This is a genomic window from Hyphomicrobium sp. 99 (assembly GCF_000384335.2).
In the GTDB taxonomy this organism is placed as follows: domain Bacteria; phylum Pseudomonadota; class Alphaproteobacteria; order Rhizobiales; family Hyphomicrobiaceae; genus Hyphomicrobium_B.
The window spans coordinates 789,847-801,998 of sequence record NZ_KQ031382.1; the positions used below are offsets into that span (position 1 = coordinate 789,847).

General features: G+C 58.8%; 8 protein-coding genes. 3 read left to right on the forward strand and 5 right to left on the reverse strand.

Translation table 11 applies throughout. The features are described 5' to 3' along the window. Positions 1-108 precede the first annotated feature (108 nt). The gene (gene secD / locus G359_RS04105; protein WP_082072789.1) at positions 109-2,700 is read right to left on the reverse strand and encodes a protein translocase subunit SecD; all 2,592 of its coding nucleotides are present in this window, start codon (positions 2,698-2,700) and stop codon (positions 109-111) included. A gap of 9 nt (positions 2,701-2,709) precedes the next feature. Further along, positions 2,710-3,003, reverse strand: a complete 294-nt coding sequence (locus G359_RS04110) for a hypothetical protein (protein ID WP_045835104.1) — start codon at positions 3,001-3,003, stop codon at positions 2,710-2,712. Between the two features lie 370 nt (positions 3,004-3,373). Here G359_RS04110 and G359_RS04115 point away from each other — a divergent pair, with 370 nt between their 5' ends. Next, positions 3,374-4,498, forward strand: a complete 1,125-nt coding sequence (locus G359_RS04115) for a class I SAM-dependent methyltransferase (protein ID WP_045835105.1) — start codon at positions 3,374-3,376, stop codon at positions 4,496-4,498. A 207-nt stretch (positions 4,499-4,705) separates the two neighbouring features. On the opposite strand, the gene G359_RS04120 is transcribed toward G359_RS04115, so the two are convergent. Together G359_RS04120 and G359_RS04125 are read right to left on the reverse strand one after the other, a co-directional pair. Further along, the gene (locus G359_RS04120) at positions 4,706-5,197 is read right to left on the reverse strand and encodes a hypothetical protein (RefSeq protein ID WP_045835106.1); all 492 of its coding nucleotides are present in this window, start codon (positions 5,195-5,197) and stop codon (positions 4,706-4,708) included. 430 nt (positions 5,198-5,627) lie between these two features. Next, on the reverse strand, positions 5,628-7,343 hold the full coding sequence (locus G359_RS04125; protein ID WP_045837621.1) for an arylsulfatase: 1,716 nt from the start codon (positions 7,341-7,343) through the stop codon (positions 5,628-5,630). A gap of 441 nt (positions 7,344-7,784) precedes the next feature. Between G359_RS04125 and G359_RS04130 the strand changes: the two genes are divergently transcribed. Next, complete coding sequence (locus G359_RS04130) at positions 7,785-9,908, forward strand: tetratricopeptide repeat protein (protein ID WP_052699175.1); 2,124 nt, start codon at positions 7,785-7,787, stop codon at positions 9,906-9,908. 6 nt (positions 9,909-9,914) lie between these two features. On the opposite strand, the gene G359_RS04135 is transcribed toward G359_RS04130, so the two are convergent. Continuing rightward, positions 9,915-10,808 carry a LysR substrate-binding domain-containing protein gene (locus tag G359_RS04135; protein WP_045835107.1) on the reverse strand — a complete coding sequence of 298 codons (894 nt, stop codon included), beginning with the start codon at positions 10,806-10,808 and terminating at the stop codon, positions 9,915-9,917. A gap of 99 nt (positions 10,809-10,907) precedes the next feature. Between G359_RS04135 and G359_RS04140 the strand changes: the two genes are divergently transcribed. Then, positions 10,908-12,104 carry an MFS transporter gene (locus G359_RS04140; RefSeq protein ID WP_045835108.1) on the forward strand — a complete coding sequence of 399 codons (1,197 nt, stop codon included), beginning with the start codon at positions 10,908-10,910 and terminating at the stop codon, positions 12,102-12,104. Positions 12,105-12,152: the final 48 nt, after the last annotated feature.

Genomic DNA, 12,152 nt, shown 5'->3' on the forward strand with positions numbered 1-12,152 from the left:
ATCCCGTGGTCGGCGGTCCCCGTTCCCCGTTCCACTGCCGACCACGTCCGCTTACCGCCCTGTTACGTCTGCGATCAGAAGTCGATCTTTTCTGCGATCTCTGTCGCGTCATCGACCTCGATTCCGAGGTAGCGAAGCGTGCTTTTGGACTTCGAATGTCCGATCAGGACTTGGACGCTTGTCAGAAGCGTTGGTGCCGACCAGAGTGACCTCAACGGGCCTTTGCGTGCCGTAGCGCCTCTCCCCCAAATTGAGAAGGATCGGAGCAGCGATAAAAATCGAGGAACTCAGCGCGAGAAGCAGTCCAAATAATAGAACAATTGCGAATTCATGCAGCGCGGGGCCCCCGAACAATGCCAGGGGAGCTATAGCCAGGAAGAGACCGATGGACGTCGCCACGGTCCGCGTGAGGGTTTCGTTGATGCTGAGATCAATCAACTGATGCAGCGGCATTCTTTTAAAGCGAGAGAGGTTCTCTCGCACGCGGTCGTAGACGACGATCTTGTCGTTGATCGAGAACCCCATGATGGTCAGAATCGCTGCGATCGAGGTCAGATTGAACTCGAAGCCGGTAATGGCGAAAAAGCCGATCGTCTTCGTCAGATCCAGAAACATCGTCACAATGGCGCCGACGGCGAAAGGCCACTCGAACCTGAAGGCGATGTAGACGAACATCGCGATCGCGGCGAGGCCTAAAGCCATGAGGCCATCCTGCAGCAGTTCGCTGCCGATCGCAGGCCCCACGACGTCGACGCGCCGGATTTCGGCTCCCGGCAACGCCTGGAGGATGTTCTCTCGAATAGACGCGATGCCAGCCTGCTGCGCCTCGGTATCGCCTTTGGGAGGTTCAAACCGCACGAGCACGTCGGTAGGCGAGCCGAACTCGCGAACCTGGACGGGGCCCAATCCCCGCGCACTTAGCTTGTCGCGCAACTCGGAATGATCGACAGGAGCCGGAGCACGCGCCTCGACGGCAACGCCGCCTGAGAATTCAACGCCCATTCTGAGGCCCGGATAAAACACAAGCCCAATCGAAGCCAGACTAAGCACAGCCGATACGACAAGACCCGAGTAGCGAGCTTTCATGAATGGGATGCTGGTGCCTTCAGGCAACAGATGCCAGCGCGTGCCAATCTGCAGCGACTTGGGGCGCATATTTTGCAGCCAGTAGGACGTCAGCAACCGGACGAGAACGATCGCTGTGAACATCGAGATAATGATGCCCATGCTGATCGTCAGAGCGAAGCCGCGTATGACGCCCGCACCGAATATAAATAGGATCAGCATCTTGATAAGTGTCGTCGCATTCGCGTCGACGATCGTGCGATAGGCTCGGCGGAATCCGCTCTCGAGCGCTGAAACAACGCCGCCGGCTTTTCGCGCCTCTTCCCTGCTCCGCTCGTTGATAAGGATATTGGCGTCTACGGCCATGCCGAGGGCAAGCAAGATGCCAGCGATGCCCGGTAGGGTGAGTGTCGCTCCGAGCAGCGACAAGCCCGCGAGGGTCAACATTAGATTGGCGAGCAGAGCGATCGCGGCGAAGATGCCAAAGCGCCCATAGATCGCGATGACGAAGGCGACCACCAAAAAGAATCCGACGCCAACCGCCATGAGGCCGGCTCGGATCGACTCGGCCCCAAGGCTTGGACCTACCGACCGTTCCTCGACGGCGGTCAGCGGAGCCGGCAGGGCGCCGGCCCGCAACAAAACAGAAAGATCGTTCGCACCCTGCGCCGAAAAGTTGCCGCTGATCTGGCCCTGACCACCAAGAATAGGCTCGCGGATGACAGGTGCGCTGATCACCTTTCCATCGAGCACAATAGCAAAGGGTTCGCCGACATGGTGCGTGCTGACCTCGGCAAAGCGCTTGGCACCGACACCGTCGAGCCCGAAATTCACGACCCACTCGCCTGTCCGCGAGTCCTGCCCTGCGCTTGCTTTCGTCAGATTCGCGCCGTCGACTTCGATGTGCCGGCGGACAAGGACACGTCCTTCATCGCCGCCATTCTCAGCGCGCGGCAACAATTCCGTCTCGGAATCGACTTGCGAGCCCTCTGGCGCCACAAGATGGAACGTCATTTTCGCTGTCGACCCGAGCAGGCGTTTGATACGGTCAGGATCGGACACGCCCGGCAATTCCACGAGAATGCGATCTTGTCCTTGGCGGGCAACGACAGGCTCGTTGACGCCGACTTCATCGATCCTGCGGCGGACGATCGATATCGACTGCTCGGTCGCCTTGGAAATCATCCCGGCGACACCTGCCGATGAGAGTTGCAGGTTGAGTTGGTTTCCGTCGACCTTCAGGTCGACCAAGCGTGCACTGCCAACGTCGCCGCTGTTTTCATTTATGATTTCGGCGAGAGCTTTCTGAGCTGCACCCGCATCACTCTCGCTTGCGAGCGTCACTCTGACGGCCTGATCCGTGCCAGCGATACCTTGGGTCGGCACATGCGCCTTTATCAACGCCTGCCGGATCTCAGCGCGCATGCTGAGCAACCGCTCTTTCACGACGGTCTTGGTGTCGACCTCAAGGACAAGATACGACCCGCCCTGCAGATCGAGACCGAGGTTCACAGTACGTTGCGGCATCCATGCGGGCAGCGTACCGGGCCTAAGAAAGTTGGGTACGCTTAGGAGTATGCCGAGCAAACAAACGCCGATGATCAGCGCGGATTTGAGTCGCGAGAAACGGAACATCGGGTGATCCTAGAACAATGGTGCATTCGGCGAGTAATGTGAAGGTCCGTGTCTAGCGCTCGCGGCAAGACCACGAGTCCTGCCGTGATCGATCAAGCGGATCACCGGCGGCGACTCGGGGTCGTCGGCATCGATGAGTTTTGACGGCGCATCGCCTTGTCCGCTGCCACGCTCCAGAAAGCGCGCAAGTACCGCGAGCGCTATTCCCACCGCCGCCGCGCCAAGAAGGGCCACCGCTACCGCAACCCAAAACGCATGCTGCAATGGAGCAAGTCCATCCATGAGAGAGATGAAGCCTGACATCGGAAATCCCTCGATTGACGCATCGAAAGTGCCTGCGCACGAACGGCCGGGACGCTCGCACACATGGCCATATGAATTCGATGGAAACCGAGGACGAGAATTGTAAGAGCGGAATATAAAACCCGGTGCGGTTTTATAAATACGCTGACTCGAAATCGATGATGAACGCCTGCGGCGGTCGCAGAAATGAAGACAATTACTGAGTGAAGCCACGCCGATATGAAGGAACGCCGGCACGCCGGCTGCGACGCTAAATCTCCATTATGAGATTCTTAGAAATACAGCGCTCCGGCACCGTTGAGCTTTAACGGTCTCATGACGAAGTCTTCGGCCCGGGCAGCATCTATCGCTGCTCCAACGGAGACCGCTTATGCTTCACATCGATGACATCAAATACACAAAACTTCGCTCGAGACGTAAGGCCCTCGGGTCTGATACGCACGAATTGGTCAATGTTCCGAAGATCAGATCTCTTAATTCGTCGCCCGAGGGTCAGACAGCCAGCGCGTACAACTACGTTGGCAATGACTACACCAGTTACGCCGATGGGAATGTTGACAAACTAAATCCCGAACCAGCCGCCGCAGCTCATCGCTTCGCCCACGCCGACACGATCGTGTGGCAGGCGGTTCGCAGCGCGCTCGATGAACTCCGCAAATCCGGAGCGTCGGAAGTACGCGTACTTGATGCCGGCTGCGGTCCTGGCATCTGGACGAGAAGAATTGCCGACTATGCGAACCATATCGGGCTTGCCGCCACAGTTGTTGGCTTCGATATTTCCACGACCCAGCTCGAAATCGCGCGCAAAGAGACCGAGCGCTACCTGGCCAGCTTCTCAAAAGGACCCAAGCCAACTCTCGAATTTCAGGAGCGCGATCTTTCCAAGGCGCTGCCCTGGGCCGCAGGATCGTTCCAGCTTGTGCTATGCAATTATACGGTTCTCAATCATCTCACAAAACATGCGGTGCCCGCAGCCATCAGCGAGCTCTGCCGCGTTTCGACCGGCTGCGTGATCGCAACTCTGCGCGCCGTTGGCAGTGGTGCCTCGGCGTGCATCATCGGCATGGAGCATGTGCGGGAGTATCGGCACGATCCGGCGCGCGGCCATCTTGCGTTGACGCTTGATGACGGCAGTCAGCACCGGCTGCCGATGATGATGTATTCCGCGCAAGCGCTCGAGGCGATGTTTCTTCCCCATGCCGAAGTTGTGGACCTTAGGGCGATGGACCTCTTCGTGAACAGGTTCGCTGCGGATGAAAACTGGACATCGTCTCTGCTCGACCGCCTGCCGGATCGGCCGAGCTTCTTAGAAAAGCTAAAGGAGATGGAGGAAGGCCTCTGCCGTCTGCCGGGCTGGATCGATCACGGTACGCACGTTCTCATCGTCGCAAAACCAAGATCATGCGGGAGCGGAGCCGCAACCGACTCGACTCAAGCACCGGCCGATTCTTCGGTGATCACATCCTTCGCCGAATTTCTCTCCAACAAATCGTGATGACGACTGATGCTTTGCCCGTGCCGAAGCGCATGGATACGCCTCGGCGCGGGCAAGCTGGAGATCGGAACGATTAAGGACGAGTGGAACGCATGTCGGAAATTATCGGCTGGGTCGCCATCGCCATCGCCTGCGCCGCCTGCGTTTGCGTCATCAACTCTGCATTCGATGACCAACAGTAGCGCCCGCGAGACGTAACGTGTCACGTCAGCGTCGGGGCTTATGATTTTCATATGCGAAATCAATTTGGCCATCATAGCGTTCGAACGACACGCCGCTTATCTCATGCTGCTGGAGGAGGCCGCGAATGGCGTCAAACCCATCAAAATTAGTCTCCGAAGTGAGAGCGCAGAATTCAACGGGTTCGGGACTCAGTCTCTTCTGCTGCGCACGTCTTGTCGAATTGAGCTCAATCGCCGAGAGGGCCAGTCGCAAACCTTCTGTTCCTGATGAATCGCGTTCCGATGCGGGAGGCACACGCGACTGGCCATCTTCCCAAACGCGTCGACGATAGATCTCTTGTTTCCGGAGAAGCTGACAAACATGCTCCATGACCAACGACAAATCCAGAATGCGATCGTCTATATCGAACGAGAGGAGAACGGCCATTGGTCGGTGACCGAAGCCGATCATCGGTTCGGGGGTGTCTTCGGAAGCTCCAATGCCGCGATAAAATTTGCCCGTGAAGAAGCTGAGCAACGCAAGACTTCGATCATGATTGCGCCGACTTCCACACCCAGGCAATTTCGAAGTTGAAAGGCTTCTCCGCCGGAGGCTGCAGGAGGCAAAAGCGTATCTACGCGTTGATCTCGTCGGCGACGTTAACTCTCGGCCCGAAGCAGACGTTCGCAGAAAGCGTCGGCGCTACGGCTCGAATGCGAAAATCCGCTTCGATGGTAGTGGGTCTATCGCCTGAGCCAGCGCGAAGGATGGCAACAACAGAAGACCCACGAGCGTGCCGAGGGCCAGAAAAGCAGCACGCAAGCGATGATCATTGCACATCACGCTTCCGATCTCCAATCGTGGCCTCTAGGAGACGTTTCCGAAAGACGCGAGTTCCATTCTCGTTACAAGGCGCGGGCGCCCGTTGAGGAGCGCCCGCTTCGTTGGTCACATTTCCGGCAAGCACCTACTCGCCCGCGTGACTTATCGATTGGGCCTTCTTCATCTGATCCATGATCTGACTGAGATTGTATGATTCTGGAGCCTGCAGCGGCGGATATTTGATGTAGCTCTCCAGGTGTTCCGCCCAGAGCTGCTGACCGATGGGCAGCATGTTCCAGTCGTATTGAAAGGCGGTCACTGGGCCCGCGAGCGCACCGCCGAGGCTCATCGCTGTTTTCTGATCGACGCCAACCGCCTGCTCGAACGGATCACGCTTGATGTTCTGGACCAAGGTGAAGTGGAACGGGATCAACGGCATGATCCAACCGGCCGGGCCGGGCTGAGACATCGTGTAATACATCTTCCAATTCTTGTAGCGCACCGCAGACGGCGTCGCGCCCGAGAAGTAGAAGAAGTAGTCGCGCGCCGACTTCTCCGAAGAGCCTTCGAGATAGGCACGCTGATCGAAGCCATCGAGCGTCGTCTTGACGATTCCGGGATATGCACCCGCTTCAATCTTCTGCTTTAGCTCGTCGCCCTTCGGGCCACCGGCGATGTCAACGAATGTCGGCACCCAGTCGAGAGCCGCGAACAGCTGGTTCTTGATCGTTCCCGGCTTGATATGACCTGGCCAACGCACGACCATCGGCGCGCGGTAGCCACCTTCCCAAGCCTCCCCTTTCTGACCCTTGAACGGCGTGACGCCGCCGTCCGGGAAACTGATCGCCTCAGCGCCGTTGTCGGTCGTGAAGACGACGACGGTGTTATCCAGCTGGCCCATATCCTCCAGCTTTTTCAAAACGACACCGATGTTGTCGTCCATCTGCTTCATGCCGGCTTCGTTGACGCCCCAATCCTTTCCGCCAGGCTCTCCCACCATGGCCATGTACTTGTCCGACAGCACCGTCGTGACGTGCATGCGAGCCGGATTGTACCAAACGAAGAATGGCTTGTTGGTCTTCTTTGGGTCGTTGCGATCAAGGAAATCGACCACCTTGGCGGAGATTTCCTCGTCCACCGTCTTCGAACGTTCCAGTGTCAGCGGACCTTCGTCCTTGCACGTCTGGTTAGCTTCCGTGCCGTCGGATGAGTTGCACCAAATGACAGGGCGCGGCGGCATCAAGCAAAGTGTGGTTTTCTGATCGACCGCTCCCGGAACCTCCGGGAGACCCGGAACCGGCGTGTTCTTGCACGGCGGCGCGACGGCCTGGGTCGTAGGTGTCTTGTTGATGTCGGGGAAGCTCACGCCTTGCATCGCATCGAGGTGATAGAGATAGCCCCAATATTCCTGGAAGCCATGCGCGGTCGGCAGCGACGCGGTGTGATCACCGAGGTGGTTCTTTCCGAACTCGCCAGTCGTGTAGCCAAGGTCGTACAAAAACTTGGCGAGTGCAGGAGTTCCAGGCCGCAGATAAGACGGGCTTCCCGGCAGCTGTGGTGGGATCATCCCCGTGCGCAACGGGTACATGCCGGTGAAGAAGGCATTGCGGCCGGACGTGCAACTCTGCATGGCCACGTAATCCATGAACTTTGCACCCTCGTGGCCGATGCGATCAATGTTCGGGGTTTCCCCGACCATCAGACCTTCATGGTAGATACTCGGCTGCATCCAGCCAATGTCGTCGCCCATGATGAACATGATGTTGGGCTTGCTCGCTTGCGCCGAGGCCTGCGAGCTAATCGCTGACAACGCACCGAGTAGTGTGAGAAGACCGAGCCCGATCTTCGGAGTGATTTGCATGTTTGGCGCTCCTTCAAATTGAAGACGCAGCGCACCGACCCGCACACCCAAAGCCAAAACTGCCTAAGATCACGCCTCTGCGCAATCGACGAGGACGCAGATCGTAAATAGGCGCTATACAGTCAACTGATCATCGTATTGATCGCCGGTAATGATGGCGACAGTCGCGGCCTTACTCCTATGCTCGAGCCCAATATGAAACACCCGGCGTGTGCTACTTGGTGGGGCAGCGTTGCAAGGGATTCATGGCTGATCCTGGCCTGCCTAGCTTTATTTTCGATGGTCGGATTTTGGCTGGAAACGCCTCTCTCACACGCGCAAGAAACGCCGGTGAAGACAACTGACCCCGCTGCGCATCCCAATTTCATCGGATCAGACCGATGTGCTCAATGTCATTCAGCAGAGCACAAAGACTGGCTTAGCTCGCAACACGCGGTGGCTATGCAGAAGGCGACGGAGCAAACGGTGCTTGGCCGTTTCGACGGTGTCACGTTCCGCAACGGCGACGTCATAAGCACATTTTATAAGAAAGGCGGCGAGTTTTGGGTCCGGACGGATGGGCCTGACGGGACGCTCGGCGACTTCGAGATCAGCTACACGTTCGGCGTCTGGCCGCTACAGCAGTACCTCATTGAGCTTCCGGGCGGGCGGATGCAAGCGCTCGGCATTGCGTGGGATGCGCGCCCGAAGGAAGACGGCGGCCAGCGCTGGTATCATCTCTACCCAAATCGCAAATTAACGGCCGGAGATCCGCAGCATTGGACCGGAATCGATCAAAACTGGAACTACCAGTGTGCGTGGTGCCACTCGACCAATCTCAAGAAAAACTACGATCAAGCGAGCCGGCGATTTAGCACAACGTGGTCCGAGATCAGCGTGGGATGCGAAGCCTGCCACGGTCCTGGCTCGAACCATCTGTCTTGGGCGACGACGTCAAACGGCCGGGAGAAGTTCGATCAACCAGCGAAGGGGTTCGCGCAAAATTTTGATGAACGCAAAGGGGTGACGTGGCCAATGGATGCAACTGGGCAGGCTAAGCGCTCGGTCCCTCGGTCATCGGCGAAGGAAATTCGTGTTTGCGCAGGCTGTCATTCGCGACGCCAACAATTCTCCGATGATCCAGAAAGTGTTGGCCGCTTGTTTGATGCCTTCCGCCCGTCGCTGCTGGAAGATGGGCTCTATCATGTCGATGGCCAGCAGCGCGACGAGGTCTACAATTTCGGATCATTCCTCGAGAGTCGCATGCATTCCGCAGGCGTCACCTGCTCTGACTGTCATAACCCCCACACAGGGAAGCTACGCGAAACTGGAAATTCACTCTGCGGGCAGTGCCACGCCCCTGAGCGATTCGACGTCAGTGCGCATCATCACCACGCGCAGAATTCAAAAGGCGCTGAGTGCGCCGCATGTCATATGCCGGCAACGACGTACATGGGCATTGACGCCCGCCGCGACCATTCAATCCGCATTCCTCGGCCCGATCGAACAGTGCTGCTCGGAACGCCCAACGCGTGCAATCAATGCCATACGGACAAAAGCGCCAAATGGGCCATGGATGCGATCAAGGCTTGGTATCCGTCGCCAGCGCCGGGGTTCCAAGATTTTGCTGAAGCCTTCGATCGCGGCAATTGGGGAGCTCCTGGCGCTCAGCTCGGTTTGATCGCAATTGCAAAAGCCAGCACCGAGGCGCCTATCGCACGCGCAAGTGCGATTGCCCGGCTTGGACGATTTCCCTCGCCTCAGGCCTTGGACGTCGCCGCGAGATCCTTGAAGATCGACGATCCTCAAATTCGTGCCGCTGCGGTGTCGGTGATTGCCGGTGCCGACCCCGAGACGCGGCGCTCGCTTCTCTCGCCTTTGCTTCGCGACGAAACCCGCTTGGTTCGTATGGATGCCGCGCGGGCCATTGCCGGAGAACCGGAACGGAATTTGTCGCCCGACGATCGCGCGTCATTTGAGAAGGCGATAGCCGAATATGTCGATGCCCAATTGTTCAATTCAGAACGGCCCGAGTCGCAGGCCAATCTCGGCACACTTTATCGCGATCGCGGCAAGCCAGACGACGCCCAAACAGCCTTCGCAAGGGCTATCGAGATCGATCCGACCTTCATCCCGGCAGTCATCTCATTGGCCGAGCTGAAGAGAGGGCAGGGGGACGAAAGTGCTGCTGAATCAGTGTTACGCAAATCGCTCGACGCAAATCCCTCCTCCGGCGCGCTGTGGCATGCCCTTGGTCTCAGTCTCATTCGTCAGAAGCGGCTGCCTGAAGCGATGGTTGCTCTTTCGAAGGCCGCCGAGCTTGCTCCCGAAGATCCACGCTTCAGCTACGTTTATGGTGTCGCTCTTCACGATACAGGTAAGCCGCGAGAAGCAGCAGAAGCGCTGAAGAGTGCTCTCACGCGCCACCCGTACGACCGCGAAATCTTGTGGGCCGTGGCGGCATACGAGATTGAGACCGGTGATTATGCATCGGCACTCAGCCACGCAGAACTCTTGCATCAACTCGAACCGGATCGTTCAGATGTCATGCAGTTAATCGGACAATTGAGGCAACGAACTCCCTAGTTGTAATCAGCAGGGCGCCGCCTCAGCCACGAGCCAATCGATAAAGTGTGTCAGCGATGATGTTTTGTTCGCATCGAAGGGGATGAGAGCAACATATCCCATTCGCGGCACGAGGATGGTCGGAAACGGCGTCACCAGACGTCCGGATTGAATATCGGATTGAAGAACCGGCAACGGCCCGACGCCAATTCCAAGACCATCGGTCACCGCCTGAAGCGTTACGAAGAAATGATCGAAGACGCGTCGCCGCTGCCCCGCTTTCTGTATCAGCCCCGCGTGATCGAGCCAGTCGGCCCAGTCGCCCGGGCGCGTCTCGCTGCCGAGAAGAATATGGTTCGCGATGTCGGCAGGCTGACGAAGCGGTGAGCGCTCCAGCAACGCGGGACTGGCGATCAGCGTGTCGGCCTCCTGCAGGAAATGCACGGCGCGGTATTGCGGCCAGACAGATTGCTCCGCCACTCCACGTCGAATGGCGACGTCGAAGCCGCCGCGCAGTTCGTCGTGAAGCGTCGTTGCCGTCGTCACGACGAGTTCGACGTTCGGCCGCTCAGCATGAAACCGATCCAGGCGCGGGATCAGCCAGCGCATCGCGAAAGTGGTCGGAGCGTTGACGCGGAGGATATGGCGCACAGACGGATGTCCGCAGGCTTCAGCGGCCATGCTCACCCGGTCGAAGCACTGGCTGACTTCGGCGGCAAAGGCACGCGCGGCGGGTGTTGCTGCCATGCGACGGCCCACACGCGCGAAGAGGCGCTGGCCGAGCCATGATTCCAGCGCCGCGATCTGCCGGCTGACGGCGCCGTGGGTCAACCCGAGCTCTGCCCCGGCTTCGGCATAACTGCCGGTCCGGGCGGCGACCTCGAAGACGCGCAAGGCATTGAGAGGAGGTAGGCGGCGCATTAGACCCGTGAGAAAAGTTGACAACACTGGTGAGAATTCGAAGTCTATTCGACAAAAAATCACCGGTATAGGGTTTCGCCACAGGGAGGCGAAGCCAGCATGCAGAGCACGACGGTGGCGACGGAACGGGACCAAAACACGCAATGGTCCCCGCAACGACGCAACCTCGCGGGCGCCTGCCTCGCCCATCTCCTGCACGACGGTTTTACCGATCAGCTCTACGCACTTCTGCCGGTCTGGCAGAGGGAGTTTGGCCTCTCCTATGCCGGTCTCGCGGTGGTTCGGGCGCTCTATTACGGAACGATGGGAGGCTTGCAGGTTCCGGCCGACAGGCTTACCGCCCGGCTGAGCGCGCGTGCAGCGCTCGCTATGGCGACATTCCTTGCCGCGGCGGGATTTCTCGTGATGGCGCTTCCCTTCGGCTTGCCGGGTCTCTGCGCCGGTCTCATCTTCGCTGGCATCGGATCAAGCATTCAGCATCCGCGCGCGTCGCTCCTCGTGACTGATACCTACGGAAACGCAGCGCGAGGACCGCTGGGCATCTACAATTTCGCTGGCGACCTTGGGAAAGCGATCTTTCCCGCGATCGTGGCACTGCTGCTTCCGCTCATGGCGTGGCGGCCGGTGGTGGGCTTGATGGCTGTCGTCGGTTTGGCGGTTGCCTCTGCCTTGCTGATGCTCTTACCGCAGCAGCCCTCCACGCCGCATCTAAAACAGGAAAAAGAAGGGAAAGGGCAAGACGGGCGCGGTTTCGGTCTGCTTCTCACCATCGGCGCTTTCGATACAGCGACGCGAATGGGCTACCTTCTGTTCCTCCCGTTCCTTCTCCACGCCAAGGGCGGCGAGGAAGCGACCGTCGGCATCGGCCTCGCGCTGCTGTTCGCCGGTGGCGCACTGGGCAAGGCCTGTTGCGGATGGCTCGGCCAACATCTTGGCGTCGTCTGGAGCGTGATCATCACGGAAGCGATGACAGCACTCTTGATGATCGCGAGCTTGAGCCTGCCGCTCACGCCGACGCTAATCGTTCTTCCGCTTCTCGGGATCTTCCTCAACGGCACGTCGTCGGTCCTCTACGGGACCGTGCCGGAGCTCTCGAAAAAAGGCGAGGTCGGGCGAGCCTTCGCACTGTTCTACACCGGCGTCATCGGTTCCGGAGGATTGGCGCCGATTGCCTATGGCGCCATCGCAGACCACTGGGACCGCACCGCCGGCATCGTCGCGGCGGCTTTGACGGCGGCCGCCATCATTCCCATGGTTCTGGCCTTACGTCCCTTCCTTGGCACACGCGCGCACTAACGGAGTGATGGACCTGCGCGGCGGCAATCCCGCCGCGAACCAGAATCT

Excerpts from the sequence above, each read along its gene's own strand:
- secD (WP_082072789.1), bottom strand. The coding sequence starts at position 2,700 with ATGTTCCGTTTCTCGCGACTCAAATCCGCGCTGATCATCGGCGTTTGT.
- G359_RS04110 (WP_045835104.1), bottom strand. The coding sequence starts at position 3,003 with ATGTCAGGCTTCATCTCTCTCATGGATGGACTTGCTCCATTGCAGCAT.
- G359_RS04115 (WP_045835105.1), top strand. The coding sequence starts at position 3,374 with ATGCTTCACATCGATGACATCAAATACACAAAACTTCGCTCGAGACGT.
- G359_RS04125 (WP_045837621.1), bottom strand. The coding sequence starts at position 7,343 with ATGCAAATCACTCCGAAGATCGGGCTCGGTCTTCTCACACTACTCGGT.
- G359_RS04130 (WP_052699175.1), top strand. The coding sequence starts at position 7,785 with ATGCAGAAGGCGACGGAGCAAACGGTGCTTGGCCGTTTCGACGGTGTC.
- G359_RS04135 (WP_045835107.1), bottom strand. The coding sequence starts at position 10,808 with ATGCGCCGCCTACCTCCTCTCAATGCCTTGCGCGTCTTCGAGGTCGCC.
- G359_RS04140 (WP_045835108.1), top strand. The coding sequence starts at position 10,908 with ATGCAGAGCACGACGGTGGCGACGGAACGGGACCAAAACACGCAATGG.